Raw genomic sequence first — 25,689 nt, forward strand, 5'->3', positions numbered from 1 at the left:
TCTATTCGCCCTTTTTCCTGTTTTCCTTATTTCTCTTATACAATTCAAACAATCGTGGCGCCGCGCCGTCCTTGACCACCTGCTGCGCGCGGCCCAGCGCCAGCGCGTCGGCCGGCACGTCGCGGGTGATGACGGACCCCGACCCGGTGATCGCGCCTGCGCCCACCGTCACCGGCGCAACCAGCATCGTGTCAGAGCCGATGAAGGCATTCGCGCCGATCTCGGTGTGGAATTTCTCGAACCCGTTGTAGTTGCAGGTCACGGTGCCCGCGCCGATGTTCGCGCCCTCGCCGATGGTGGCGTCGCCGATATAGGTCAGGTGGTTCACCTTCGCGCCGTGGCCCACCTGCGCGTTCTTGATCTCGACGAAGTTCCCGACTTTCGCGCCTGCGTCCAGTTCTGCGCCGGGGCGCAGGCGGGCATAGGGGCCCACCACCGCCTCGCCGCCGACATGCGTTCCCTCGAGATGGCTGAACGCCCGGATGCGTGCGCCGGTCTCGACGGTCACGCCCGGGCCGAAGATCACGTTCGGCTCGATCACCACGTCGCGGCCGATCACGGTGTCGAAGGCGAAGAACACCGTCTCGGGCGCGACCAGCGTCACACCGTTTTCCAGCGCCTCGCCACGCGCCATGTCCTGAAACAGCGCCTCGGCGTCCGCCAGTTCGGCGCGCGAGTTGATGCCCAGCGTCTCGTCCTCGGGGCAGGTGACGGCGGTGGCCGACAGGCCGCGCGACCGGGCGATCTCGACGATGTCGGTCAGGTAGTACTCGCCGCTCGCGTTCTCGTTCGACACCGCGTCCAGCAGGTCGAACAGCACCGTGGAATCCACGCAGATGACGCCCGAGTTGCACAGGGTGATGTCCAGCTCGTCCTCGGTTGCGTCCTTGAACTCGACGATGCGGGTCAGGTCGTGCCCCTTCATCACCAGCCGCCCGTAGCGGCCCGGATCTTCCGCCTCGAAGCCCAGCACGACGACGGCGTTGCCTTCCTCGCGGGCGATTTCCATCGCTTCCAGCGTTTCGGCCCGGATGAAGGGCGTGTCGCCATACAGGACGAACACATCGCCCTCGAACCCCTCCAAGGCCAGCCGCGCCTGCGCGACCGCGTGGCCGGTGCCAAGCTGCTCGGTCTGGTCGGCGATGGCGATATCCGGGTCGATTTCGTGGGCGGCTTTCGCCACGGCTTCCGCACCGTGCCCGACAACAAGCACGGTCCGCTCCGGTTCCAGCGTTTGCCCGGAAGCAAGCGCGTGGGCGAACAGTGGAACGCCCCCCAGTTCATGCAGCACCTTCGGCAGGTCCGAGTTCATGCGGGTCCCCTGGCCAGCGGCCAGAACGATCAGGGCTGTCGCCATATGTATTGTTCTTTTGCTCGTTGTTTTCTTGGGTTTTACCGCATGTATGCCATGCTGCAAGGCCCGGGGCTATCAAATGGCGTTTCGCGGGGTTACAGACACCGGCGGAAACAGGCCGGAGAATGTGAATGAAAACCGTGGTATTCGACCTCGACGGAACGCTGGCGGACACCAGCGGCGACCTGATCGCCGCCGCGAACGCGTCGTTCGAGCGGCTGGGCCACGGTCCGCTGCTGGACCCGGTGGCCGACGCGGGCACCGCCTTTCACGGTGCGCGGGCGATGCTGCGGCTGGGGCTGGAACGCGTCGATGCGCTGGACGAGGCGACGGTGGACGCCGCCTATCCCGACCTGCTGGCGTGGTATGGAGAGAATATCGACGTCTTTACAAAGATGTACCCCGGCGCGGTCGAGGCGGTCGAGACCCTGCGCAGCGCCGGTTACCGCGTCACCGTCTGCACCAACAAGCCCGAGGGGCTGGCCGAGACCTTGCTGCGGAAACTGGGTGTCCGCGACCTGTTCGGCGCGCTGGTGGGCGCCGACACGCTGCCCGTGCGCAAGCCCGACCCGGCGCCCTACCGCGCGGCGGTGGAACGGGCAGGGGGCGCGGTCGAGACCTCGTATCTGCTGGGCGATACCGTGACCGACCGAAAGACCGCCTTGGCCGCCGGTGTGCCCTGCGCACTTGTGACTTTCGGGCCGGACGGCCACGACGTCGCCAAGCTTGATCCCGAGGCACTGTTGCACGGCTACGAGGATCTTGCCCTGCTCACCGAACGGCTGATCGGCCCCGCCTGACGCCACCTTGGCGGCAGCACAGGGATCCTGTGCGGCGGCGCACAGGGCAGGGGCTATGCAAGCGCCCGGCGCGGTCCGATATTGGGCGGGACCTTTACAGGAGCCATGCCATGACCTTCCGCCCCGTGACCTCGACCCGGATGGCGCAGCCCACGATGGAGGGCGCCGGCGTCCATCTTCACCGCGTCTTCGGCTTCGGCGATCCGACCGAAGCGGACCCGTTCCTGATGATGGACGACTTCCGCAACGACGACCCCGCCATGTACGCCCGCGGCTTCCCGTGGCACCCGCACCGGGGGATCGAGACGATCACCTATGTTCTGGAAGGCACCGTCGAGCATTCCGACAGCCTCGGCAATTCCGGCCGCCTCGGGCCGGGCACGGTCCAGTGGATGACCGCCGGGTCCGGCATCCTTCACCAAGAGATGCCGCAGGGCAACGTGAAGGGGCAGATGCACGGCTTCCAGCTGTGGGCGAACCTGCCGTCCAGCCTGAAGATGACCGCGCCGCGCTATCAGGACATTCAGAAGTCCGACATCCCGGTGGAGGTGGACGATGACGGCACCGCCGTCCGGGTCATCACCGGCGGGTTCTGGGGCAAGAAGGGGCCGGTCGACGGCATTGCCGCCGATCCGCTGTACCTTGATGTCTCGGTGCCGCCGAACACCCGCAAGGTGCTGCCGGTCGATACCTATGCCAACACCTTCGCCTATGTCTTCGCAGGCGCCGGCAGCTTCCGCGACGCCAGCGCGCCCGAGGGCGTGCGGGTCGAGAAGGAATTCAACGGGCAAGAACTGAACATCCGCGATATGTCGGGTAACCGCACGCTTGTCCGCTTCGGCACCGGGGACGAGATCTGCGTGACCGCCGGTCCGGAGGGCGTCCGCTTCCTGCTGGTTTCGGGCCAGCCGATCAAAGAGCCGGTCGCGTGGCACGGCCCCATCGTGATGAACACGCGCGCCGAACTGATGCAGGCGATGAAAGAGCTGAACAACGGCACCTTTATCAAGGCCGCGCACTAGCGCTACCCGGTCAGCAGATCGTGCAAAGAGGCGGTGGCCACGAACCGGGCCGCCGCCTTTTCCATGTGCGGGTCCAGCGTAACGAAGGCGTCCGCCTGCAACGCGGTGACCGCTATGTATTCGGCGTCCAGCGTGTCGGACCATCCCAGCGCATCCGCGATGGCCCACGCCCTGCGCTGCAACACCCGGTCACCCAGCAGCCGGATCTTCAGCCCGCGCATCCGGTCCAGCCGCGCATCCGCCTCGGCGCGCTCCATCCGGCCCGCGCGCACGTCGGCGTACAGCTTAGACACCATCTGCGAGCGCAACAGCGACGGCGCCACAAGCGCATGCCGGTCCGGCACGGCCAGCCCCTCGGCCACGAGGTGCAGGGCGGTGTCGAGCGCGATGCCAAAGCGGGCGGTCATGTTCGGGCTCCAAAGCGGTCCTCCGAAGCGTGGCACCTGCCGCCCGCCCCGGCAACTGCGTGTCACGCCCGGCGCAAAGAAAAAGGGGCGGAAACCCGCCCCTTCGGTCCTGCCGCCCGGACCGCATCGGGTCCGGGGGCGGGCAGACGTGCCGCGATCAGGCGGCCTGCTTCTGCCGGTAGTTCAGCTCACGCTGCAGCGATTTCGCGGCAAGGTGCATACCCGACTTCTGCAGATCTTCGATACGTTGGATCAGTTCTTCGTTGGTCATGCTCATCTCGTTCTCCTTCTTTTTTGCGACGCCGCGGCCGGAACGCCGAAATGCCGGACCGGCCCTGTGCGGGCCGGAGGCGGACGAACGCCCTGACGGGATTGCGACGGGGGCGGATATGAGGCGCGGAATGACGCGCAGGCCCCGGGTCGGTCGCCGCACCGCGTAGGGGCGCAGCGACACCGATGTGGGTCATATGGCAAGGCGGCGGCCGGAATGCAACCCGTGGGCCCGAAGGCAGACCGCCCACCAATGCCTGTCAAAGCCCCGCAACCCACTCTGTCTGCGCGGAAAACCCCCGGCGCCGCGCGGCAGTCTAGGCAGAATGACGTCGCGTGATATGCTGCCGGTGATTCCGATACGTTGATTTCATCCTATTTGGGGGCTCCCATGACCGAACGTTCCGTTACCGTGCTGATCGGCACCACCAAGGGCGTGTTTCTTTTGCAGGGCGGAGAGGACCGCGCGGGCTGGAAGATCACCGGTCCCCACTGCGGCGGCTGGCCGATCAACCACGTCATCGGCGACCCCGAGACCGGCACCATCTGGGCCGGCGGCGGCGGTGAGTTCACCGGGGCAGGGGTCTGGAAATCCGAGGACGGCGGCGAAAGCTGGACCAAGACCCGCCTGACGAAGGGGATGATGGACGACTGGGCCGCAGGCGATCCGGGCTTTGCCGAGATGGTCGGCTGGACCGACGAACCGCTGCCCTTCGGCGACAGCTTCCAGCAGGTCTGGAGCCTGCACCACGCCCACGGCAAGTTGTACGCCGGCACCAAGCCCGCCAAGCTTCTGGCCAGCACCGACAACGGCGACAGCTTCGACGAGGTCGAGGCGCTGGCCGGTCACCCCTCTGCGAAGGACTGGAGTCCGGGCGCGGCGGGGCTGGTCCTGCACACGCTGGTTTCGCATCCAGACGAGCCCGGCAAGCTGTGGGTCGGCATCTCTGCCGCGGGCGTCTTCGCAACCGAAGACGGCGGCGACAGCTTCGAGCGTCGCAACCGCCTGTCGAACGCCGAGGCCTGCGAAGGGCATCACCACCCGGCTGGCCCGTCGGATGGCGAGGTCGGCCACTGCGTCCACAACATGATGCGCGCGCCCGGCGGTGGCGACGTGCTGTACCAGCAGAACCACCACGGCGTCTGGCGATCCTCGGACGGCGGCCGCAGCTGGGACGACGTGACCGAGGGGCTTCCCTCGACCTTCGGCTTCCCGATCCGCGTCCATCCGCGCGACCCCCAAACTGTGTGGACCCTGCCGCTGAACGGCGACATGGCAGGCCGCTTCCCACCCGACGCGGCCTGCGCCGTCTGGCGCTCGCGCGATGGCGGCGAAAGCTGGCAGGCTTGCCGCGAGGGGCTGCCGCAAGAGGGCTGCTTCTTCACCGTGCTGCGTCAGGCGATGGCGGGCGACCGGCGCGATCCGGCGGGCGTCTACTTCGGCACCAACTCGGGGTCGGTCTTCGCCAGCCTCGACGAGGGCGACAGCTGGACCGAGATCGGCCGCCACATGCCCACGATCCTGTCGGTAGAGGTGCTGGATCGGGCGTGAGGTGACGTGATCGTCCAGAAGACCCCGCCCGGCAAATTCTTCTGGAAGGTTTTGTCACGGGTGCGACGAGGTCGTAATCTCATGGCATCGTCCAACAGAAGGCCCTTCGATGCTCGAGATCCTGACAGACCGCACATATCGCCACCTGTTCCTTGCTCAGGTCGTGGCGCTTGTCGGAACCGGCCTTGCCACCGTGGCGCTGGGTTTGCTGGCCTTCGATCTTGCGGGCGACGGCGCGGCGGCGGTGCTGGGCACCGTCTTTACGATCAAGATGATCGCCTACGTGGGCATCGCCCCGGTCGCGGGCGCCTTCGCGGACCGGGTCAACCGTCGCGCGTTGCTGGTGACGCTGGATCTCATCCGCGGCGGTGTGGCGCTTTGCCTGCCTTTCGTCACCGAACTCTGGCAGGTCTACGTGCTGATCTTCCTGCTGCAGGCGTCCTCCGCCGCGTTCACGCCGACCTTTCAGGCCACCATCCCGGATGTCCTTCCCGATCAGGCGCGCTATACCCGTGCGCTGTCGCTGTCGCGGCTGGCCTATGACCTCGAGAACATCGTCTCGCCCACGCTGGCGGCGCTGCTTCTGGCGGTGATGAGCTACAACACCTTGTTCGTCGGCACCGCCGCCGGGTTCGTCGCCTCGGCGTTACTGGTCGTATCGGTGCTGCTGCCAAGTCCGAAACCTTCGCCGCGGCGGGGCATCTACGATCGCACCACGCGCGGGATCCGCATTTACTTGGCGACGCCGCGCCTGCGGGGGCTGCTGGGTCTGAACCTCGCCGCTTCCTCGGCGGGGGCGATGGTTCTTGTGAACTCGGTGGTGTTGGTCCGCGCGAACCTTGGTTTGGACGAAAGCGCGCTGGCGTGGACGATGGGTGTCTTCGGGCTTGGCAGCATGATCGCCGCGCTGACGTTGCCGAAGCTGCTGGACCGGCTCGACGACCGCCCGGTGATGCTGGCGGGCGCCGTCACCATGGTCGTGGCGCTGATCGCGGCGGCGCTGACGACCAATGCGGCCGCGCTGTCATGGCTCATGCTGCTTGCGGTCTGGCTGGTGATCGGCCTTGGCTATTCCGCCGTCCTGACCCCCTCTGGCCGCCTGTTGCGCCGCTCGGCCCATGCCGCCGACCGACCCGCGCTGTTTGCCGCTCAGTTCGCCCTGTCGCACGCCTGCTGGCTGGTGACCTATCCGCTGTCGGGCTGGTTGATGACGGCCTACGGCGCGACGACGGCCTTCCTGACCCTCGCGGCGCTGGCTGGCGCCGGCATCGCGCTCGCGCTTCGTGTCTGGCCAGCCGAGGACCCGGACGAGCTGGAGCACACGCACGACAACCTGCCGCTCGATCACCCGCACCTGCAAGGCCACCGCACCCATAGCCACGGCTACGTGATCGACGAACACCACCGCCATTGGGGCGCACCCTGACCGCGCCACCGCAGGAAAAGCACCGGCCGCGTTGACGATCCTGTCGGCAGACACACAGGACCGAAGCCGGTCAAAGATCGCGCCAGCGCGGCAGTCCGATCCGAAGCGCCTGCATCTTGTGCCAAAGCGCATATACAACCGACAGGCCCCCCATCACGCAGCAAAAGACCACCGGGCCGGCCTCGATCATCCGGGCGACCGGGCGCGGAACCACGCCGATGGTCTGGGTGATCTGGATCGTGACCCAAAAGATCCCGCAGAGGGCCGCGAAAAACGCCAGTGCAAGCGGGAGCGGCGACCAGAAATGGACCGGCCTGATGATGATCCCCACGCAGGCCAGCGCCCGAAACAGGGGCGAATAGGCGAAGCTTCCGGTGATCCCGCCCTGTTGCAGCATCCACAAGGCCCGCTCCAGACGCGCGCGCCGGTTTGGCGCAGGCTCTCCGGGGGCGGGCGGCGCGGCAGGGCGCCGTGCCGCATGGGCGGCAGACGCACGTTGAGATTGCGCATTGAGTTCCTGCACACGGCGCTGGAAATCCTGACTCGGCATAAGTGCTCCCTCGACCGACCCTCAAGGGATGCCGCGGGCGGTGGGCGACAATGGGGCATGGACGGGACAAAGCCGGGGTCACCCCTCGGCGACCACTTCGCATCCGGTCTAAGCTGGACGCCCTGCCTTGCGGCGGCTACCTAGAAGGCCAACGCGAACAGGGGGCCCGTTCATGGCATTCGGCAAAGGTTGTCACCTTCATCTGATCGACGGCTCTGCCTTCATCTTCCGGGCGTTTCATGCGCTGCCGCCGCTGACGCGCAAGTCCGACGGGCTGCCCATCGGCGCGGTGAGCGGGTTCGTCAACATGATCTGGAAGATGGTCGAGGACAACAAGGGCCCCGACGCGCCGACCCATGTGGCCGTGGTGTTCGACAAGGGCAGCCACACGTTCCGCAACGACATGTACGACCTATACAAGGCGAACCGGGACGAGATGCCCGAGGACCTGCGCCCGCAGATCCCGCTGACCCGCGACGCCACCCGCGCCTTCAACATCGCCTGCCTCGAACAGGAAGGCTACGAGGCCGACGACATCATCGCCACGCTCGCCTGTCAGGCGCGCGAGGCGGGCGGGCGCGTCACCATAATCTCGTCCGACAAGGACCTGATGCAGCTGGTCGGCGGCGGGGTCGAGATGTTCGACGCCATGAAGAACACCCGCATCGGCCCGGAAGAGGTCGAGGCGAAGTTCGGCGTCGGCCCCGAGCGGGTGATCGACGTGCAGGCGCTGGCGGGCGACTCGGTCGACAACGTGCCGGGCGCGCCCGGCATCGGCATCAAGACCGCCGCGCTGCTGATCAACGAGTACGGCGATCTGGAAACGCTGCTGGACCGCGCCGAAGAGATCAAGCAACCCAAACGCCGTCAGACCCTGATCGAGAACCGCGAACAGATCGAGCTGTCCAAGAAGCTGGTGACGCTTGATTGCGAGATGCCGGTTGAGGCGACGCTGGACGAGCTTGAAGTCAAAGACCCCGACTCGGACACGCTGCTGAAGTGGCTGGCCGAGATGGAGTTCCGCACCATCACCAAGCGCGTGGCCGATGCGCTGGGCGCCGAGGCGCCGGTGATCGAGGACACGCCCATCGCCGCCCCCACCGAAGACGCGGGCCCCGCGCCCGAGGCGGTGCCGTTCAAGCCCGAGGACTACGAGTGGGTGAAGGACGAGGCGGCGTTGCAGGTCTGGATCGACCGCATCAACCAGTGCGGCTGGGTCGCCGTCGACACCGAGACGACGGGCCTGAACGAGATGCGCGCCGACCTGGTGGGCATCTCGCTGTCGGTCACGCCGGGGCAGGCCTGCTACATCCCGCTGACCCACAAGGTGTCCGGCGATGGCGGGCTGTTCGACGACGGCGCGCTGGCCGAGGGGCAGATGGACCTGAACCGCGCGCTCGAACTGCTGAAGCCGGTGCTGGAGGACGACGCTGTCCTGAAGATCGGCCAGAACATGAAATACGACGCCAAGATCTTTTCCCGCTACGGGGTCGAGGTCACGCCGATCGACGACACCATGCTGATGTCCTACGCGATGCATGGCGGCGAGCATGGTCACGGCATGGACCTGCTGTCCGAGAAATACCTTGGCCACCAGCCGATCCCGATCAAAGAGTTGATCGGCTCCGGCAAGTCGCAGATCACCTTCGCGCAGGTCCCCATCGAAGAGGCGGTGAAATACGCCGCCGAAGACGCCGATATCACCCTGCGTCTGTGGCAGCTGTTCAAGCCGCAACTGCACCGCGCCCGCGTCACAACCGTCTACGAAACGCTGGAACGCCCGATGGTGCCGGTGCTGAAGCGGATGGAGATGACGGGCATCAAGGTGAACCGCGATACGCTGTCGCGCATGTCCAACGCCTTCTCGCAGAAGATGGCGCAGCTTGAGGACGAGATTCACGAACTCGCGGGCGAGAAATTCAACGTCGGCTCGCCGAAGCAACTGGGCGAGATCCTGTTCGACAAGATGAGCCTTCCGGGAGGCAAGAAGGGCAAGACCGGCGCATGGTCGACGCCCGCCGATGTGCTGGAAGACCTCGCGACGGAACACGACCTGCCGGCGCGGGTGTTGGACTGGCGGCAGCTGTCGAAGCTGAAGTCGACCTACACCGACGCCCTGCAGGAACACATCAACCCCGACACCGGGCGGGTACACACGTCCTATTCCATCGCGGGCGCGAACACCGGGCGTCTTGCCTCAACCGATCCCAACCTTCAGAACATCCCCGTCCGCTCGGAAGAAGGCCGCCGCATCCGCGAGGCGTTCGTCGCGGCCGAGGGCAAGACCCTGCTGTCGCTCGACTATTCCCAGATCGAATTGCGCATCCTCGCCCACATCGCCGATATCGAGGCGCTGAAAGAGGCCTTCGCGGCGGGGCAGGACATTCACGCGGCCACCGCGTCCGAAATGTTCAACGTGCCGCTGGACGAGATGACGCCCGAGATCCGCCGGCAGGCCAAGGCGATCAACTTCGGTGTGATCTATGGCATCTCGGGGTTCGGCCTTGCCCGCAACCTGCGCATCCCGCGCGCCGAGGCGCAGGGCTTCATCGACCGCTACTTCGAACGCTTTCCGGGCATCCGCGACTACATGGACGCGACGGTGAAGTTCGCCAAGGAACACGGCTACGTCTCGACCCTGTTCGGCCGCCGCATCCACACGCCCGAGATCAACGCCAAGGGCCCGCACGCGGGCTTCGCAAAGCGCGCGGCGATCAACGCCCCGATTCAGGGCACCGCCGCCGACGTCATCCGCCGCGCGATGGCCCGGATGGACCCGGCGATCGAAGGGCTGCCCGCGCGGATGCTGTTGCAGGTTCACGACGAACTGATCTTCGAGGTGGACGAGGGCGCCGAGGACAAGGTCATAGACCGCGTCCGCGAGGTCATGGAAGGCGCGGCGGACCCGGCGGTGAAGCTGGCGGTGCCGCTGGTGGTCGACGCCGGGCAGGGCGCCAACTGGGCCGAAGCGCACTAGGGCCGGGGCCGAAGGCACGATCTTCTAGAAGATCGTGCCGCCCAGGATTTTCTAGAAAATCCTGTGGGTTATCCCAAGTCTTGTTCGGTTATGTTGTGACGAGAGCCCAATGTCGCGACGCGACGCTGTCGCTATTTGTGACCGCCGATGGCGAGTCCCGCCGCGAAGATGAAGATCGCGCAGGCCATGAAGCCAACAAGAAAGCGCGGGGTCGGTTCGGCGGGGTTGAGGACGTTCCAGATTTTCGCGGCGAGTGAGTAGGCGCCCCGCGTGGCGCCGGGCATGCGTTTCGTATTTATCATGATAAAAATTCTGACTCGTTTCCGAGGGCGAGTAAAGCCCGCGGCCCATTGACGCCGCGTCTCGTAAAGCCGGGCGACGTCCCTGCGGCCGCGCCGCCTTACTCTGGCCGGGGCGCGAACCGTGCCGCGATCCCCGGCAGGTCCGCGTAGTCCGAGAACACCGCCGCATGGGTCAGCTGTTCGATCGGCTCTTTCCGGAAGCCTTCCGTGTACAGCGCGAAGGGCAGCTTGGCGTTGCGGGCCGTGCCGGCGTCCACCGCGCTGTCGCCGACGAACAGGAACCGGCGTGCATGCAACTGGTCGATCACGTGGCGCGCGGCGGCGGCGTCGGGCTTGCGCGGGTAGGGGCCGTCGCCGAAGGCCCAAGCGTCGAAATAGCGGTCGAGCCCCAGATGCGCCGTCACCGCGCGGGCCGGGCCCTCGGGCTTGTTGGTGCAAAGCGCCAGCCGATAGCCGTCGTCCTTCAGCCGGTCCAGCGCCTCGAACACGCCGGGGTAGACCTTCGTGTTCTCGACCGCCGTCTCGTAATGCTTGTGGAACTCGGCATACATCCGGTCGTGGCGCTCGCGCGTCGCCTCCAGCCCCTGCGCGGCGATGCAGTGGTCGATCAGCTGCCCCAGACCGTTGCCGACGAAGCTCTTGACGACCTCTTCGGACAGCACCGGCAGCCCCTCGGCCTCGAGCATCCGGGTGGCGCACAGGTGGATGTCCTTGGTCGCGTCGATCAGCGTGCCGTCCAGGTCGAAGATCACGGCGCTCATGCGGCGGCCTTCCACTTGATCGAGCAGCCCATCGACGGCACTTGCGCCTCGGGGCCCGTGCCGGTCTCGGCTACCCTGTGCATCGCATCCAGCAGGTCGCTTGACGTATCCGGGCCCGCGGGCTTCTTTCCTGCGTCATCCAGCCGGCCCCGGTACTGCAACGCGAGATCGGCGTTGTAGCCGAAGAAATCCGGCGTGCAGACGGCGCCATAGGCCTTCGCGACCTCCTGCGACTCGTCGTGCAGATAAGGGAACGGAAAGGCGTGCCGTTCGGCCAGCGCCTTCATGTTCTCGAAACTGTCGGCGGGATGGGTGGTGGCGTCGTTGGCGCAGATCGCGACGACGCCGATCCCCATCGTCTGAAGGTCCTGCGCGGTGACGATCAGCCGTTCGAGGATGGCTTTCACGTAAGGACAGTGGTTGCAGATGAACATGACCAGCGTGCCCTTGGGGCCGGCGATATCCGCCAGCGCATAGGTTCTGCCGTCGGTCCCGGGAAGGGTGAAGTCGGGCGCCTTGGCGCCGAAATCGCAGACGGGCGGGGTGGTGGCCATGTCGGTCTCCTTCGTGTCACGCAGGAGCACTATAGAGCCGGGGTGGACTTACGCCAGCCGCCCCATACCGGTGTCAGGCCTGCGGCGCCCAGATGAACCCGTCGATCTGGTAAACGCTGCCGTAGGAACCGGGGTTGGTCATCACCCGGACCCGCGACCAGTCGTTGTCGGGCGAAACGTCGATCACCGACATGTTCAGCGAGACCTGGTTGCGGTGCCAGTTGGCGTGGTGGATCAGGATCTCGCGATCCGACACGACCTTCGACACGACCGCGATATGTCCCATCGGCAGCTTGCTGGTGCCCGAGAACGCCATCACCGCGCCGATGGTCGGAGTATGCCCGCGCGCGAACTTGCCCTCGGCCTGTCCCCACCAAGTGTCGGCATTGCCGCGAATCTCGATGCCGCTGGCATTGCGGGCGAAGGGAACGCACCAGACCCGCTTGCCGGCGGCGCGCATGTCGGTTGCGATATTGACCGCGCGGCTGACGAGTTCGCCGTTCAGGCCGGGGATGTCTTCACGTTTCACCTGCCCGCAGGCGGCCGTCATCAGAAGCAGCGCGCAAAGCGCCGGGAATCGAAGCCGTGACGGCTTGAAAGCGTGATCGATCTGCATTTGTCCCTCGGCCGGTTGTGGTCCGCCCCCGATCCGTTTTCGGATCTTCGACAGGAAGGATGCCAAATCCAGAGGCAAAATCAAGCTTTTGTTGCCCGACCTTCGTTTGAATGCATGCGACAGGCTGCCCGTCTGCCGGAACGTTAAGCGAACTGTCCGGTCGCCAGCTCTGCCGCCTCGCGGATCGCGCGGATGTTGTCGCCATAGGGCGCGGCGTTGTCGGCAGAGCCGCCCTTGAACACGGCAGAGCCCGCGACCAAAACGTCGGCGCCCGCCCGCGCGACAAGGGGCGCGGTGTCCGGCGTGACGCCGCCGTCGATCTCGATATGCACCGGGCGGTCGCCGATCATCGCCCGCAGGCTGCGCACCTTGTCGGTCAGGTCGATGAACTTCTGTCCGCCGAAGCCGGGGTTCACCGTCATCACGCAGATCAGGTCGGTCAGGTCCAGCAGATGCGCCACCGACTCTGCCGGGGTGCCCGGGTTCAGCGCCACGCCCGCCTTCATCCCCGCCGCGCGGATCGCCTGCAGGGTGCGGTGGATATGCGGTCCGGCCTCGACATGCGCGGTCAGGATGTCCGCGCCCGCCTCGGCGAAGGCGTCGATATAGGGATCGACCGGCGCGATCATCAGGTGCACGTCCATCACCGTCTTCACATGCGGGCGGAACGCCTTCACGGCGGGCGGCCCGAAGGTCAGGTTCGGCACGAAATGCCCGTCCATCACGTCCACATGCACCCAGTCGGCGCCCTGATCCTCGATGGCGCGGATCTCGCGCCCGAAGTCGGCGAAGTCGGCGGACAGGATCGACGGCGCGATCTTGATGGAGCGGTCGAACGACATGGGGCACCTCCGTGATGTCTGCGCGCGGATTAACGGCAACCGGGGCAGGGGTCCAGAGCGACGGCGCGTATCGGCGCTGCCGAATAAGGGGGCTGTCCGCCCCTCTGCGCCTGCGGCGCATTCACCCCGGAGGATATTTTTCGTCCGAAGAAGGAGAGTTGCGCCCGGATGCAGGCCCTGAGGCTCGACATCGGCGCCCGCTTCCGCTCAAGTCGCGGAAACAACAAGACCCGACCGACAGGAGAGACCCGATGACCGACGCCCCGCTGACCCTCGACGAGTTGAAGGCCGCGGCCGCCTCTGGCGAGATCGACACCGTGATCATGGCGCAGACGGACATGCAGGGCCGGCTGATGGGCAAGCGGTTCCACGTGTCGAACTTCCTTGAAGCGGGGATGCACGAGACCCATTCGTGCAACTACCTGCTGACCGTCGACATGGACATGGAGCCGGTGCCGGGGTTCAAGTCGGCGTCGTGGGCGCAGGGCTATGGCGACTACATGATGAAGCCCGACCTTTCGACGCTGCGCCGCATCCCGTGGCAGGAGGGCTGCGCGCTGGTCCTGTGCGACGTGCTGGATCACCACGGTCACGCGCCCATCGAGATGAGCCCCCGCGCGATCCTGAAGGCGCAGCTGAAGCGGCTGGAGGACATGGGCCTGACCGCGATGATGGCGTCCGAGCTGGAATTCTACATGTTCCGCCAAAGCTTCGAAGAGGCGCACGCGGGCGGCTATCGCCAGCTTGACCCGGTCAGCCCGTACAACGAGGACTACCACATCTTCACCACCCAGCGGGACGAGGTTGTGATGCGCGCGCTGCGCAACGGCCTGTACGGCGCGGGCATCCCGGTAGAGAACTCGAAGGGCGAGGCCTGGGCCGGACAGGAAGAGATCAACGTCAAATACGCCTATGCCCTGACCGCCGCGGACAACCACGTGCTGACCAAGGAGGCGACGAAAGAGATCGCGCTACAGGCGGGCCACGCGGTGACGTTCATGGCGAAATACGCCGACGCGCCCGCCGGGTCCTCGTGCCACGTGCACCAGTCGCTGTGGACGCAGGACGGCAAGCCCGCGTTTCTGGACGAGAACGGGACCTACGGCATGTCGAAGCTGATGGAGCAGTATGTCGCCGGGCTTCTGACTTACGCCCCCGACATCACCGTGTTCCTTGCGCCCAACATCAACAGCTACAAGCGCTATGTCGCGGGCACCTTCGCGCCGACCAAGGCGATCTGGTCGCGCGACAACCGCACCGCCGGGTTCCGGCTGGTGGGCGAGGGCGGCAAGGGCATCCGCATCGAGAACCGCATCGGCGGCGCCGACCTTAACCCCTACCTTGCCTTCGCGGCGCAGCTTGCCGCGGGCCTTGCCGGGATCGAAGAGGGGCTGGACCTTGAACCCGAGTTCACCGGCGACGCCTATGGCGCCAAGAAGGCGCGCCAGATCCCCGGCACGCTGCGGGACGCGGCGAAGCTGTTGAGCCGATCGAAGATGCTGCGCGCGGCGATGGGCGATGCGGTGGTCGATCACTATGTGCACGCCGCCGAGTGGGAAGTCGCCGAATACGACCGCCGCGTCACCGACTGGGAAGTCGCGCGCGGGTTCGAACGGTCGTGACCGCCACGGGCGCTTGACCATCCCGCCGCGACACGGAACAGTCCGCGGCGGGAGGATATTTCATGGATTTCAAAGGACAGGTGGCCGTCATAACCGGCGGCGCACAGGGCATCGGCCGTGCGGTGGCCCAGCTTCTGCATGCCCATGGCGCGCGGATCGTGATCTGGGACATGGACATGGCCGCCGCGGCCGAGACGTCCCGCGCGCTAGACGGCGCCCGGATCGATCAGGTCGACATCACCGACTGGGCCGCCGTCGCCGCTGCCCGTGACGCGACGCTGGCCGCCGAGGGCCGCATCGACGTTCTGGTGAACTCTGCCGGTATCGCGGGGCTGAACGACACGGTCGAAAACTACCCGCCCGAGGAATTCGCGCGGATCATCGACATCAACCTGCTGGGGACGTTCCACGCCAACAAGGCCGTGGTGCCCGCGATGCGGGCGCAGGGCTATGGCCGGATCGTCAACATCGCCTCGATCGCGGGGAAGGAAGGCAATCCGGGCGCGTCGGCCTATTCCGCCTCGAAGGCGGGGGTGATCGGGCTGACGAAGTCGCTGGGCAAGGAACTGGCGTCCGAGGATATCTCGGTCAATTGCGTCACGCCCGCCGCCGCGCGGACCCGGATCTTCGACCAGATGAAGCCCGAGTTCATCGATTTCATGCTGTCCAAGATCCCGCGCGGCCGCTTTCTTGAGGTGGACGAGGCCGCCGCGATGATCGCTTGGGTCGCCAGCCGCGAGAACGGGTTCACCACCGGCGCGGTGTTCGACCTGTCGGGAGGTCGGGCGACGTACTGACCCACGCGCCAGTTGCCCGTTTCCAACCCCGCGCCGCTGCACTAAGGAGCGGCCATGACACGCACTGACACATACGTGGTCGGCGTCGACGGCGGCGCGACGGGGTGCCGGGTGGCGATTGCCCGGACGGACGGAACCGTGGTGGCGGGGGCCGAAGGCGCCGAGGCGAATGTCGCCTCGGACTTCGACAAGGCGCTCAAGCACCTGTCCGAGGCGATCGAGACCGCGCGGGCAAAGGCCGGGATCGACGCCCGAACGCTGGCCGCCAGCCCTGCGTGGTTCGGCCTTGCCGGCGCCATTGACGCCGCGACCTGCGACCGGGTCGCCGCCGCGCTGCCCTTCGATACCGTCCGTGTCACCGACGACCGCCCGACCGGCATGACCGGCGCGCTGGGGGGCCGCGACGGGTGCCTTGTGGCGACGGGGACCGGCTCGTTCCTCGGGCGGCAGGCGGGCACCGAACGGTTCTTCGTCGGAGGCTGGGGCCTGCAACTGTCGGATCAGGCCTCGGGCGCTTGGCTCGCGCGGAACCTGCTGCGCGCGCTGGTCGACCACCATGACAACATGGGCCCGGACTCGGCGCTGCTTCAGGACGTGTTGGCAGAGTTCGGCACCGTCGCGGCGGCGGTGTTCTTCTCGCTGCGCGCCACGCCGACCGAATTCGCGCGCCTCGCGCCGCGCATCGTGGCCGCGGCGAAGGATGGCGACCCGGTGGCGCGGCGGCTGATGCAGGAGGGCGCCGACTGGGTGGCCGAGGGCCTGAACGCGATGGGCGCTTCGGATGCCGAGGCGGTCTGTCTGATCGGCGGCATCGGTCCGCATTACGCCGACTACCTGCCGCCCGCGCTGACCCGCAACCTGCTGGAGCCGCGCGGCACGTCGCTGGACGGTGCGGTGCTGCTGGCGCGCGAGCTGGCGGCGGGCTGAACCGGCCCGGCGGCAACCCGCGCGGGACCTTGCGGGACGGCTCGACCGACCGGGGTCGGCCGCGCTATGCTGGGCCTAGAGCAGTCGCAAATCAGCACCAGAACAGGGCACCCGATGCAACCTCCCGCACCCATTCCGTCCCGCCGCGCGGTCCTTCTCATGCTGGGCGCCAGCACGCTGGCCGCCTGTGGCGGCGGCAGCCGTTTCACCACAGGCGCGGCGGCCACCACCACGGCCTACAGGCCTGTCGACAACCCCGCCTTCGACGCGTGGATCGCGGCGTTCCGGGGCCGCGCCGCGTCGGCGGGCATCTCGGGCTCTACGCTCGACGCCGCGCTGGGCCGGGCGGGCTTTCTGCCCGGCGTGATCGAGCGCGACCGCAATCAGGCAGAGGTCGACCGCTCGTTGCAGGACTATCTTGCGCTGACCGTGGACGACGAACGCGTTTCGGTCGGCCGCGCCAAGATGCGCCAGCACGCGGCGGTTCTGGCTGAGGTCGAGGCCCGGTTCGGCGTCGAGAAACACGTGGTCGCCGCGATCTGGGGCGTCGAAAGCCGATATGGCGCGCGGATGGGCGATATTCCCGTGATCTCGGCGCTGGCGACGCTTGCCTTCGACGGGCGGCGCGGCCAGTTCTTCGAGCAACAGCTGATCGCCGCGCTGCGCATCCTGCAAAACGGCGACATCACCGTTGACCGGATGACCGGAAGCTGGGCCGGCGCGATGGGGCACACGCAGTTCATCCCGACCTCTTACGAAGCCTATGCCGTCGACTTTCGGGGCGATGGCCGCCGCGACATCTGGAGCGAGGATCCGACCGACGGCCTTGCCTCGACCGCGTCCTACCTGAAGAACGCGGGCTGGCAGCGCGGCCGGCCGTGGGGGCTGGAGGTGACGCTTCCCTCGGGCTTCAACACGGGGCAGGCCGGGCGCGGCCGCAACCGGTCGGTGGCCGAATGGAACGGGCAGGGCGTCCGTCTTGCAAGCGGCGGTTCGATCCCCGACCACGGGCCCGCCTCGATCCTCGTTCCGGCGGGCGCCAGCGGCCCGGCCTTCGTGATCTTCCGCAACTTCGGCGCCATCGCCCGCTACAACAACTCCGAGAAATACGTGATCGCGGTGGGGCACCTGTCCGACCGTCTGAATGGCGGCGGCCCGCTGCGGGGCAACTTCCCGCCCGACGCGCAGGGCCTGTCGCTGGCCGACCGGAAAGAGCTGCAAGGCCGCCTGACCGTCGCGGGCTACGACGCAGGGACGCCGGACGGGGTGATCGGCAACGGCACTCGGGACGCCATCCGCGCCTACGAGGCGGCGAACGGCCTGCCGGTCACGGGCGAGGCGACGCTGGCCCTGCTGCAAAGGCTCAGAGGCTGACGGTCCGTCCAATCGCCGGCCACACACAGGGAGAGCACCGCATGACCCGGATCGCATTCATCGGCATGGGCGAGGCCGGAGGCGCGCTTGTCACCGGGTGGGCGGGCGCGCATCCCGGCATCCGCGCCTATGACGTGAAGCTGGACGATCCGTCGACGGCGGACGCCATGCGCGCCCGGTGCGAAAGCCTTGGCGTCATCGCCTGCAACAGCCCAGCCGACGCGGTGGGCGAGGCGGATCTGGTGTTCTGCACCGTCACCGCCGACCGCGCGGTCGAGGCCGCCCGCGCCGCCGCGCCGCATATGCCACAGGGGGCGTATTGGCTTGACCTGAACTCCTGTGCGCCGTCGTCGAAGGAAATCTCTGCCGGGGTGATCGAAGCGGCGGGCGGGCGCTATGTCGATGTCGCGGTCATGTCGCCGGTGCATCCCAAGCTGAACATGGTGCCGCTGCTGATCTCCGGCCCCCATGCCGAGGGTATCGCGGCGGATCTCGAAGCCCTTCCGATGTCGCTGCGCGTGGTCGAGGGGGCGGTCGGCCGCGCCTCGTCGATCAAGATGATCCGCTCTGTGATGATCAAGGGGATCGAGGCGCTGTCCGCCGAATGCGCGCTTGCCGCCGTCGCGGCGGGCGTCGCGGACGAGGTGGTGCCGTCGCTGTCGAACAACTATCCCGGCGTGGAATGGGCGGGGCAGATGGCCTACAACATGGAACGCGCGATGGTGCATGGCGAACGCCGCGCGGCCGAGATGGAAGAGGTCGCCAAGACCCTCGCCGATCTCGGTCTGCCGTCTGCGATGGCGCAGGCGACGGTCGGCTGGCAACGGCGTCTTGCCGGGGCCGGGGCAGCGCCGCCAGATAACCCGCGCGAGGTCGGGGCTGCGGCGGTTGCAGAGATGCTATTGGCAGAAATTCAAAAGAAATGACCGGGTTTTTGCGCAGAATACCCCTCAGAATGTTCGATAATTGAAGGCCCGTTAATGTTCACCACTCGCCCCGATCTGACCGGCACCTTCGGAATGGTGGCCACGACGCACTGGATTGCGTCGACGGTCGGAATGAAGCTGCTGGAACAGGGCGGCACTGCGGCCGATGCTGCCGCCGCCGCGGGGTTTACGCTGAACGTGGTGGAACCCCACCTGAACGGGCCGCTCGGCGACATGCCGCTTTTGCTGCGCCCTGCTGGCGCGGACCAGCCCACCGTCATCTGCGGGCAGGGCCCGGCCCCCGCCGCCGCCACGATCGAGCGATACCGTTCCGAGGGGCTGAACCGTATCCCCGGATCCGGCCTGCTTGCCGCCTGCGTCCCCGGCGCGTTCGACGCGTGGATGCTTCTGCTGCGCGACCACGGACGCCTGCCGCTGCGCGCGGTAATGGAGCCCGCGATCCACTACGCGGAACACGGCCACCCGGCGCTGGCCCGCATGTGCAGCGCCATCGCGGGGCTCGCGGACTTCTTCCGCGCCGAATGGCCCACCTCTGCCGAAACGTGGCTTCCGGGCGGCGCGGTGCCCGAACCCGGCCGCCTGTTTCGCAATCCGGCGCTTGCCGCCTTCTGGTCGCGTCTGCTGGACGAGGCCGAGACCGCGACTGGCCGCGAGGCCCAGATCGAAACCGCCCGTCGCACCTTCGCCGAAGGCTTCGTGGCCGAAGCGATCGACACCTACCTGCGCGACGCCCGCGTGATGGACGCCGAGGGCGACCGCCGCCCCGGCGTGCTGACCGCTGACGACATGGCAGGCTGGCGCGCAGGCTACGAGGCCACCGCCTTTACCACCCACCACGGTTGGGAGGTGCACAAGCCCGGCTTCTGGTCGCAGGGGCCGGTGCAGCTTCAGGCGCTTAACATGTTGGAAAACGACGATCTCTCCGGCCTCGACCCACTGGGGCCAGAGTTCGTTCACCTGACGACCGAAGCTTTGAAACGCGCGTTTGCCGACCGCGAAGCCTATTACGGCGACGGCGATATTCCGGCGGCAACCCTGCTGGACAAAGCCTATGCCGCCACCCGCCGCGCCGACATCGGCGACAGCGCCAGCCTTGACCACCGCCCCGGCGCGATCCCGGGCTACGAACAGCTTGCCGACGCCTTCCTGCGCCGCGCCGCGACGGACTATGCGGCGGGGCCGGGCACCGGCGCGGGAGAGCCGACCATGGCGCATCTGTCGGAACGCCGGGGCGACACGGTGCATCTCGACGTGATCGACCGCTGGGGCAACATCGTCTCGGCCACGCCCTCGGGCGGCTGGCTGCAATCGAACCCGGTGATCCCCGGCCTTGGCGTGCCGCTGGGAACGCGGGCGCAGATGTTCTGGCTGGATGAGGGCCTGCCGACCTCGCTTGCCCCCGGGCGCCGTCCGCGCACCACGCTGTCGCCGTCACTGGCGCGCGACGAGAACGGCCGCTGGCTGTCCTATGGCACCCCCGGCGGCGACCAGCAGGACCAGTGGCAACTGATGTTCTTCCTGCGCCACGTTCACCACGGGATGACGATGCAGCAGGCCATCGACGCGCCGCTGTTCTACACCGATCACCTGCAGGCGAGCTTTTACCCGAGAAACGTCAATCCGGGGCATCTGAAGGTGGAAGAACGTTTCGCGCGCGAAACAATCGAGGCTTTGCGGGCCAAGGGGCACAGGCTGGAGATTTCCGGTCCGTGGGACGTTGGCCGCCTCACCGCCGCCGCCCGCGACGCGGACGGTATGCTGCACGGTGCCGCCACCGCGCGGCTGATGCAGGCCTACGCGGTCGGGCGCTAAGCGCGAGGCAGGTCGTCGGCCAGATGCAGCCACGGCAACTGCTCGTCCGCGTGGTCGTGGTTGGCGGGCTCCGCCTGTTCCGGCGCGTCGAGACTGGCGGAATAGCCGTGGATCTCGCCCGGGCTCTGTTCTGTCCGATAGGCCATCTGGCTGCCGCAGCGGTCGCAGAAGAACCGATGCACCCCCGGTGAGCTGGCGAAGACCGCAGGGGGTTCGCCAGACCAGCGCCATGCGGAATCGCGGACGCCGAAGAAGGTCGTCATCGGGGCCGAACAGGCGCGGCGGCAGCTTTCGCAGTGGCAATGGCCCTGCCACAACACCGCCTCCGGGTCGAACTTGTAGGTGACCCGCCCGCACAGGCAGCGGCCCTTCCCCTCGATCATCGCAGTCTCCCCTGTGCCGCCTCAAGTTGCGTCGCCCTCAGAATGTCCGCGTTGCGAAACGGGGGCAATGGCCTTAGCGTCTGCGGCGAACGCAGACGGACGGGACGCGATGGCCGAGACGGCAGGACGCATAACGCTTTGGCATATCGAGGTCTTCGTCGCGACGGCGGAAGAGGCTTCGATTTCTGCCGCGGCGCAGCGGCTGGGCGCCAGCCCGTCGTCGGTGAGCCAGCAGCTGACCAACCTCGAGGCCGCGCTGGGCACCGCGCTTCTCAACCGAAACGAGAGACCGATGAGCCTGACACCCGCCGGGAACCTGTTCCTGCGCCGGGCGCAGGCAATCCTGAACGAGGCGGCGCGCGCCAAGGCGGAACTGGCCCGGCGCGATCCCCGGATGCTGACCCGGCTGCGGATCGGCGTGATCGAGGATTTCGACGCCGAGGTGACGCCGCGCCTGTTGCGCGACCTGTCGCAAGAGATGACGGGCTGTCAGTTCCTGCTGGAGACCGGCGCCTCGCACCGGCTGATCGACAAGCTGGAAACCCGCGCGCTGGACATGATCATCGCCGCCGAGATGGGGGCCGAGGCCGCATGGATGGAGGTGCACCCGGTCCTGACCGAGCCCTTCGTCGCCGCCGTTCCCAAGGGCGCGGTGGCCGAGGGCGCGGACCTGATGGCGGTGCTGCGGCAGATGCCGCTGATCCTGTACACGGAACGTCACCACATGGGCCGGGTCATCGCCTCGCATCTTGCGCAGCAGAACTTCCGGCTGTCGCACCGGTTCGAGTTGGACAGCTATCACGCCATCATGGCGATGGTCGCGGCGGGCGAGGGGTGGACGATCCTGACGCCGTTGGGCTTCCTGCACGCCGCCCGGTTCCGCGATCAGGCGGACGTCATGCCCTTGCCCTTCGCTCCGCTGTCCCGCCGCATCTCGCTGACCGCGCGGCGCGGCGTGATGGAGGATATCCCCGCCCGCACCGCCGAGACCCTGCGCGGCTACCTTCGCGACCTGATCGTCGCGCCCGCCATCGAGCGGATGCCGTGGCTGGAGGGAGAATTGCGGGTCGAGGGGCGGTAGAGCGGAGCGTTGCCCGTGGAAGATAGGGCGCCTGTCGGAGGTTTCGGACGGGTCTGGTGGGGAGATTGGGTGAAACGCTATCCAACGGCGGTTCCGTCGATGGGGTGAAACCCCATCCTACATTGGCACGTTGACGGGGTGGAAGGGTATCCAACGGCGGTTTCGTCGATGGGGTGGAACTCCATCATACATTGGCCTGATGACGGGGTGGAGGGGTATCCAACGGCGGTTTCACCCCATCTTCACCCCGGAAAACCGTGGAACGCGTTCCATCCCATCTTGCAATACCGGAGACCACGGCACGTCGGCTGCAGAGGCAGGAGGGGGCTCTGCCCCCGCTGTGCCGGGCACAGCCCCCCGAGGTACTTGGAAAGAGAAGAAGCCGGGGTGAGCCCCCGGCTTCGCGTGTCTGTAACCGTGGCGCGGCAGCGCCGCGCGGGTCAGGTTCCGTAGGCCAGTTCCGGGCTTTTCACGTCCTCGGCGGCAGCAGTCAGCGCGTTCGCGACGAAATCGCAGTCCGCGCGGGTCAGCCGGGCAGGCAGGCGGGCGTCGCAGGCCCGCATCAGCATCGTGCGGGTCTGCGGAAGCTCGGGCACCTCGCCAAGGAACTGCCAGTTCCAGAAGGCGCGGGCATTGTCGGTGGACATGCCGAAGATCTGCACCTTCACACCCCGCGCGGCGGCGGCGTTCTGGAAGGCGCGCGCCTCGTCATCGGTCATGCCGACAAGGTTGAACTGGATCGAGTCCGGCGCACGCTCTTCCGGGCCCAGCTTGTCGGGCACGGTCAGCCAGTCGCTCTTGTTCAGGGCGGCCGCGACATAGTCGTGGTTGCGGCGGCCGTCGCGGACGCGGCGCGGGATCTCGGCGATCTGCGGGCGGACGATGGCGGCCGACAGGTTGCCGAGGCGGGTGTTGTACAGCGGCAGCTTGTTCTGCCAGCGGGCAAAGGCCTGTTCCAGTTCGGGCGAGTTCTCGCCGCGCGGGCCTTTGTGCTTCTTCCAGTTATGCTCGTAGGCGCCGGACATGATCACGGCGCGGGCGATCAGTTCCGGATCGTCGGTGATCAGGATGCCGCCTTCGCCCGAGTTGAGAAGCTTGTAGCTTTGGAACGAGAAACAGCCGATGCGGCCCAGTGTGCCGATGGTCTTGCCGTGCCAGGTGGTGCCCAGCGAGTGGGCCGCGTCCTCGATCACCGGCAGGCCGCGCTGTTCGGCAAGCGCCATGATCGCGTCCATGTCGCTGGTGTGGCCGCGCATGTGGCTGATCATGACCGCGTCGACCTGGTCGAGCTTGGCTTCGAAGTCGGCGATGTCGATGCGGTAGTTCGCCTTCACCTCGCACAGCACCGGCACGCAGTCGGCGTGGACGATGGACGAGGGGACGGCGCCGAAGGTGAAGGCGGGGATCAGGACTTTCGCGCCGCGCGGCAGGTCCAGCGCCTTCAGCGAAAGGAACAGCGCTGCCGAGCACGAGGCCACGGCAAGCGCGTATTTGGCGCCGACGGCATCCGCGAACTCACGCTCCAGCAGGGCCACGGGACTGTCGCCCGGATCGGTGTAGCGAAACAGGTCTCCGCTTTGCAGCAGCCGCTCGATCTCGGCGCGGGCGGAATCAGGAATTGGCTCGGCGTCATAGACGTTGGGGGCTGCCGTCATGTTTTCACCTTTTCCGAAAACTACCTTCGGAAAGACTACAAAGCAGGGCCCAAAAAGGGAAGGCCCTTTCCCCGCCGGGGTGGGCGAAAACGTGCCGTCCGGGCCGGAAAGCCACAACGTCTTCCCGGTTCGCTGTCACAAAACCGCAATATTTAGGGGTATCAGCCCTTGCCGGGCGTCATGATGATGCAGGTGGTCGAGCCTGTGGCATAGATCCGGCCATCCTGTTCGCCCCGCAATTCGCCCATGGCGATCCCGGTGGAGCGGCCCGCGTGCTGCACCCGGCCCTCGGCCAGAACGGTCATGCCAAGGGGCAGGGGGCGGACGATGTTCACCTTGTACTCCAGCGTCGTGTAGATCTGGCCCTGGGGCACCTTGGTCATCACGGCGCAGGCCATGCAGCTGTCCAGCAGGGTGCCGTACCAGCCGCCATGCACCGTCCCCATCGGGTTCAGCGCGCCGAACGCGGGGGTGCCGCGAAACAGCACGCGGCCATCCTCGACCAGATCGATGTCGATGTTGAGCGTGCCCGCGATAGGCGCGCCCGCGATCTCACCCCGGGCGACGGCCCGCATGAACTCGAGCCCCGACATCGAAGTCAGTTGCGCGAGGGTGGCCAGCTGGTCGGGCGAGGCGGCGGCGAAGGCGTTCATGAAAAAGGCTCCGGTCGGTGACGACCGAAGCCTAGTGCCGATCCGGAAACCCCGGCAACGCCGGGATGCCGCCGTTACGCGACGTCGCGGAGCGTCGCCTGCGGAACCACGCCAAGCGCATGCGCCACTTCGCGGGTCAGGTGCGGCTTGTTCAGGGTGTAGAAGTGCAGGTCCTCGACGCCGCCTTCCAGCAGGTCGGTGCACAGTTCGCTGCACAGCGACACGGCCAGCAGGTCGTGACGGTCGTCGCGCTCGGCCTTCTCGAACGCCTCGATCACCCACTGGGGCACATGCGCGCCGCAGCGGTCGGCGAATTTCTTGACGCCCTTCCAGTTCTCGACCGGCAGGATGCCGGGGATGATCTGGGCGTCGATGCCGGCGGCGGCGCAGCGGTCGCGGAAGCGGAAGAACGTGTCCGCCTCGAAGAAGAACTGCGTGATGGCCGAGGTCGCGCCGGCGTCGATCTTGCGCTTGAGCCAGTCGATGTCGGCGGTGTCCGAGGCGGCTTCGGGGTGCGGATCCGGGTAGGCGCCGACGCGGATCTTGAACTTGCCGGTGTCCGCCAGCGCCGAGATCAGCTCGCAGCTGTCGGCGAAGCCGTCGGGATGCGGGGTGAAGGCGCCTGCGCCTTTCGGCGGGTCGCCCCGCAGCGCGACGATCTCGGTCACGCCGGCTTCGGCGTAGCGGTCGCAGATTTCCATCGTCTCGGCCTTCGTCGCTTCCACGCAGGTCAGGTGGGCTGCGACGTTCAGGCCGTAGTGATTGTGGATCGTCTTGACCGCGTCATGCGTCAGGTCGCGGGTGGTTCCCCCTGCGCCATAGGTCACTGACACGAACTCGGGCGCCAGCGGCGACAGCGTGCGGACGGTATCCCAGAGGCGAAAGGACGCCTCCAGCGACTGGGGCGGGAAGAACTCGAAAGAAAGGCGAGGCGCAGACATGGCGTAATCCTGTGATCGGTACTGGAACCAGTTGTAAGTTTTCCGGTGACGTGAGACAAATTCA

At 67.1% G+C, this 25,689-nt stretch carries 24 protein-coding genes; 12 read left to right on the forward strand and 12 right to left on the reverse strand.

The annotated features are described in order from the left end of the window. Position 1: 1 nt before the first annotated feature. A complete protein-coding gene (gene glmU / locus ACP156_RS16910; protein WP_425052534.1) occupies positions 2-1,357 on the reverse strand; it encodes a bifunctional UDP-N-acetylglucosamine diphosphorylase/glucosamine-1-phosphate N-acetyltransferase GlmU in 1,356 nt (451 codons plus the stop codon). 128 nt (positions 1,358-1,485) lie between these two features. Between glmU and ACP156_RS16915 the strand changes: the two genes are divergently transcribed. Next, positions 1,486-2,154 carry an HAD-IA family hydrolase gene (locus tag ACP156_RS16915; protein ID WP_425052535.1) on the forward strand — a complete coding sequence of 223 codons (669 nt, stop codon included), beginning with the start codon at positions 1,486-1,488 and terminating at the stop codon, positions 2,152-2,154. A 110-nt stretch (positions 2,155-2,264) separates the two neighbouring features. Continuing rightward, positions 2,265-3,176, forward strand: coding sequence for a pirin family protein (locus ACP156_RS16920; protein ID WP_425052536.1), 912 nt, complete (start codon positions 2,265-2,267; stop codon positions 3,174-3,176). A gap of 2 nt (positions 3,177-3,178) precedes the next feature. Here the strand turns inward: ACP156_RS16920 and ACP156_RS16925 are convergent, their stop codons facing one another. Then, positions 3,179-3,583, reverse strand: coding sequence for a type II toxin-antitoxin system VapC family toxin (locus ACP156_RS16925; RefSeq protein WP_425052537.1), 405 nt, complete (start codon positions 3,581-3,583; stop codon positions 3,179-3,181). Between the two features lie 661 nt (positions 3,584-4,244). Here ACP156_RS16925 and ACP156_RS16930 point away from each other — a divergent pair. Then, complete coding sequence (locus tag ACP156_RS16930) at positions 4,245-5,405, forward strand: WD40/YVTN/BNR-like repeat-containing protein (protein WP_425052538.1); 1,161 nt, start codon at positions 4,245-4,247, stop codon at positions 5,403-5,405. Positions 5,406-5,514: 109 nt separating this feature from the next. Further along, positions 5,515-6,831, forward strand: coding sequence for an MFS transporter (locus ACP156_RS16935; RefSeq protein ID WP_425052539.1), 1,317 nt, complete (start codon positions 5,515-5,517; stop codon positions 6,829-6,831). Between the two features lie 70 nt (positions 6,832-6,901). Here the strand turns inward: ACP156_RS16935 and ACP156_RS16940 are convergent, their stop codons facing one another. Continuing rightward, entirely contained in the window at positions 6,902-7,381 is a 480-nt protein-coding gene (locus ACP156_RS16940) for a DUF6404 family protein (RefSeq protein ID WP_425052540.1), read from the reverse strand. Between the two features lie 172 nt (positions 7,382-7,553). On the opposite strand from ACP156_RS16940, the gene polA reads away from it, so the two are divergent. Next, positions 7,554-10,358, forward strand: a complete 2,805-nt coding sequence (gene polA / locus ACP156_RS16945; protein WP_425052541.1) for a DNA polymerase I — start codon at positions 7,554-7,556, stop codon at positions 10,356-10,358. Between the two features lie 131 nt (positions 10,359-10,489). On the opposite strand, the gene ACP156_RS16950 is transcribed toward polA, so the two are convergent. From ACP156_RS16950 to rpe, 5 genes are all read right to left on the reverse strand, one after another. Then, positions 10,490-10,660, reverse strand: coding sequence for a hypothetical protein (locus ACP156_RS16950; protein ID WP_425052542.1), 171 nt, complete (start codon positions 10,658-10,660; stop codon positions 10,490-10,492). Positions 10,661-10,758: 98 nt separating this feature from the next. Then, complete coding sequence (locus tag ACP156_RS16955) at positions 10,759-11,421, reverse strand: HAD-IA family hydrolase (protein ID WP_425052543.1); 663 nt, start codon at positions 11,419-11,421, stop codon at positions 10,759-10,761. Continuing rightward, entirely contained in the window at positions 11,418-11,975 is a 558-nt protein-coding gene (locus tag ACP156_RS16960) for a thioredoxin family protein (RefSeq protein ID WP_425052544.1), read from the reverse strand. The genes ACP156_RS16955 and ACP156_RS16960 overlap by 4 nt, the downstream gene beginning before the upstream one ends. Positions 11,976-12,048: 73 nt before the next feature. Then, entirely contained in the window at positions 12,049-12,591 is a 543-nt protein-coding gene (locus ACP156_RS16965) for a CHAP domain-containing protein (protein ID WP_425052545.1), read from the reverse strand. A gap of 143 nt (positions 12,592-12,734) precedes the next feature. Then, the gene (gene rpe, locus ACP156_RS16970; RefSeq protein ID WP_425052546.1) at positions 12,735-13,433 is read right to left on the reverse strand and encodes a ribulose-phosphate 3-epimerase; all 699 of its coding nucleotides are present in this window, start codon (positions 13,431-13,433) and stop codon (positions 12,735-12,737) included. Positions 13,434-13,684: 251 nt separating this feature from the next. Here rpe and ACP156_RS16975 point away from each other — a divergent pair, with 251 nt between their 5' ends. The 6 genes from ACP156_RS16975 (at position 13,685) to ACP156_RS17000 (ending at position 20,912) form a co-directional block, all read left to right on the forward strand. Further along, positions 13,685-15,055, forward strand: coding sequence for a glutamine synthetase family protein (locus ACP156_RS16975; RefSeq protein WP_425052547.1), 1,371 nt, complete (start codon positions 13,685-13,687; stop codon positions 15,053-15,055). 62 nt (positions 15,056-15,117) lie between these two features. Continuing rightward, entirely contained in the window at positions 15,118-15,852 is a 735-nt protein-coding gene (locus ACP156_RS16980; protein ID WP_425052548.1) for an SDR family NAD(P)-dependent oxidoreductase, read from the forward strand. Between the two features lie 54 nt (positions 15,853-15,906). After that, positions 15,907-16,779 (forward strand): BadF/BadG/BcrA/BcrD ATPase family protein, encoded by an 873-nt coding sequence (locus tag ACP156_RS16985; protein ID WP_425052549.1) that lies wholly within the window; start codon positions 15,907-15,909, stop codon positions 16,777-16,779. A gap of 159 nt (positions 16,780-16,938) precedes the next feature. After that, a complete protein-coding gene (locus ACP156_RS16990) occupies positions 16,939-18,153 on the forward strand; it encodes a lytic murein transglycosylase (protein WP_425052550.1) in 1,215 nt (404 codons plus the stop codon). Between the two features lie 41 nt (positions 18,154-18,194). Continuing rightward, positions 18,195-19,079, forward strand: coding sequence for a DUF1932 domain-containing protein (locus tag ACP156_RS16995; RefSeq protein WP_425052551.1), 885 nt, complete (start codon positions 18,195-18,197; stop codon positions 19,077-19,079). 54 nt (positions 19,080-19,133) lie between these two features. After that, complete coding sequence (locus ACP156_RS17000) at positions 19,134-20,912, forward strand: gamma-glutamyltransferase family protein (RefSeq protein ID WP_425052552.1); 1,779 nt, start codon at positions 19,134-19,136, stop codon at positions 20,910-20,912. Here the strand turns inward: ACP156_RS17000 and ACP156_RS17005 are convergent. After that, positions 20,909-21,295 carry a GFA family protein gene (locus tag ACP156_RS17005; RefSeq protein ID WP_425052553.1) on the reverse strand — a complete coding sequence of 129 codons (387 nt, stop codon included), beginning with the start codon at positions 21,293-21,295 and terminating at the stop codon, positions 20,909-20,911. The two genes, ACP156_RS17000 and ACP156_RS17005, sit on opposite strands and share 4 nt — an antisense overlap. Before the next feature lie 109 nt (positions 21,296-21,404). Here ACP156_RS17005 and ACP156_RS17010 point away from each other — a divergent pair, with 109 nt between their 5' ends. After that, positions 21,405-22,376 carry a LysR family transcriptional regulator gene (locus tag ACP156_RS17010; RefSeq protein ID WP_425052554.1) on the forward strand — a complete coding sequence of 324 codons (972 nt, stop codon included), beginning with the start codon at positions 21,405-21,407 and terminating at the stop codon, positions 22,374-22,376. A 440-nt stretch (positions 22,377-22,816) separates the two neighbouring features. Here the strand turns inward: ACP156_RS17010 and ACP156_RS17015 are convergent, their stop codons facing one another. From ACP156_RS17015 to metF, 3 genes are all read right to left on the reverse strand, one after another. After that, positions 22,817-24,031, reverse strand: coding sequence for a DegT/DnrJ/EryC1/StrS family aminotransferase (locus ACP156_RS17015; RefSeq protein WP_425052555.1), 1,215 nt, complete (start codon positions 24,029-24,031; stop codon positions 22,817-22,819). Positions 24,032-24,192: 161 nt separating this feature from the next. Beyond that, positions 24,193-24,684, reverse strand: coding sequence for a PaaI family thioesterase (locus tag ACP156_RS17020; protein WP_425052556.1), 492 nt, complete (start codon positions 24,682-24,684; stop codon positions 24,193-24,195). Positions 24,685-24,758: 74 nt separating this feature from the next. Further along, positions 24,759-25,625: a methylenetetrahydrofolate reductase [NAD(P)H] gene (gene metF / locus ACP156_RS17025; RefSeq protein ID WP_425052557.1), complete on the reverse strand. Its 867-nt coding sequence runs from the start codon at positions 25,623-25,625 to the stop codon at positions 24,759-24,761. Positions 25,626-25,689: the final 64 nt, after the last annotated feature.

The organism is Psychromarinibacter sp. S121 (genome assembly GCF_049801035.1).
In the GTDB taxonomy this organism is placed as follows: domain Bacteria; phylum Pseudomonadota; class Alphaproteobacteria; order Rhodobacterales; family Rhodobacteraceae; genus Psychromarinibacter.

Bases quoted from the DNA above. Each gene is read 5' to 3' on its own strand.
- glmU (WP_425052534.1), bottom strand. From the start codon at position 1,357: ATGGCGACAGCCCTGATCGTTCTGGCCGCTGGCCAGGGGACCCGCATG.
- ACP156_RS16915 (WP_425052535.1), top strand. From the start codon at position 1,486: ATGAAAACCGTGGTATTCGACCTCGACGGAACGCTGGCGGACACCAGC.
- ACP156_RS16920 (WP_425052536.1), top strand. From the start codon at position 2,265: ATGACCTTCCGCCCCGTGACCTCGACCCGGATGGCGCAGCCCACGATG.
- ACP156_RS16925 (WP_425052537.1), bottom strand. From the start codon at position 3,583: ATGACCGCCCGCTTTGGCATCGCGCTCGACACCGCCCTGCACCTCGTG.
- ACP156_RS16930 (WP_425052538.1), top strand. From the start codon at position 4,245: ATGACCGAACGTTCCGTTACCGTGCTGATCGGCACCACCAAGGGCGTG.
- ACP156_RS16935 (WP_425052539.1), top strand. From the start codon at position 5,515: ATGCTCGAGATCCTGACAGACCGCACATATCGCCACCTGTTCCTTGCT.
- ACP156_RS16940 (WP_425052540.1), bottom strand. From the start codon at position 7,381: ATGCCGAGTCAGGATTTCCAGCGCCGTGTGCAGGAACTCAATGCGCAA.
- polA (WP_425052541.1), top strand. From the start codon at position 7,554: ATGGCATTCGGCAAAGGTTGTCACCTTCATCTGATCGACGGCTCTGCC.
- ACP156_RS16950 (WP_425052542.1), bottom strand. From the start codon at position 10,660: ATGATAAATACGAAACGCATGCCCGGCGCCACGCGGGGCGCCTACTCA.
- ACP156_RS16955 (WP_425052543.1), bottom strand. From the start codon at position 11,421: ATGAGCGCCGTGATCTTCGACCTGGACGGCACGCTGATCGACGCGACC.
- ACP156_RS16960 (WP_425052544.1), bottom strand. From the start codon at position 11,975: ATGGCCACCACCCCGCCCGTCTGCGATTTCGGCGCCAAGGCGCCCGAC.
- ACP156_RS16965 (WP_425052545.1), bottom strand. From the start codon at position 12,591: ATGCAGATCGATCACGCTTTCAAGCCGTCACGGCTTCGATTCCCGGCG.
- rpe (WP_425052546.1), bottom strand. From the start codon at position 13,433: ATGTCGTTCGACCGCTCCATCAAGATCGCGCCGTCGATCCTGTCCGCC.
- ACP156_RS16975 (WP_425052547.1), top strand. From the start codon at position 13,685: ATGACCGACGCCCCGCTGACCCTCGACGAGTTGAAGGCCGCGGCCGCC.
- ACP156_RS16980 (WP_425052548.1), top strand. From the start codon at position 15,118: ATGGATTTCAAAGGACAGGTGGCCGTCATAACCGGCGGCGCACAGGGC.
- ACP156_RS16985 (WP_425052549.1), top strand. From the start codon at position 15,907: ATGACACGCACTGACACATACGTGGTCGGCGTCGACGGCGGCGCGACG.
- ACP156_RS16990 (WP_425052550.1), top strand. From the start codon at position 16,939: ATGCTGGGCGCCAGCACGCTGGCCGCCTGTGGCGGCGGCAGCCGTTTC.
- ACP156_RS16995 (WP_425052551.1), top strand. From the start codon at position 18,195: ATGACCCGGATCGCATTCATCGGCATGGGCGAGGCCGGAGGCGCGCTT.
- ACP156_RS17000 (WP_425052552.1), top strand. From the start codon at position 19,134: ATGTTCACCACTCGCCCCGATCTGACCGGCACCTTCGGAATGGTGGCC.
- ACP156_RS17005 (WP_425052553.1), bottom strand. From the start codon at position 21,295: ATGATCGAGGGGAAGGGCCGCTGCCTGTGCGGGCGGGTCACCTACAAG.
- ACP156_RS17010 (WP_425052554.1), top strand. From the start codon at position 21,405: ATGGCCGAGACGGCAGGACGCATAACGCTTTGGCATATCGAGGTCTTC.
- ACP156_RS17015 (WP_425052555.1), bottom strand. From the start codon at position 24,031: ATGACGGCAGCCCCCAACGTCTATGACGCCGAGCCAATTCCTGATTCC.
- ACP156_RS17020 (WP_425052556.1), bottom strand. From the start codon at position 24,684: ATGAACGCCTTCGCCGCCGCCTCGCCCGACCAGCTGGCCACCCTCGCG.
- metF (WP_425052557.1), bottom strand. From the start codon at position 25,625: ATGTCTGCGCCTCGCCTTTCTTTCGAGTTCTTCCCGCCCCAGTCGCTG.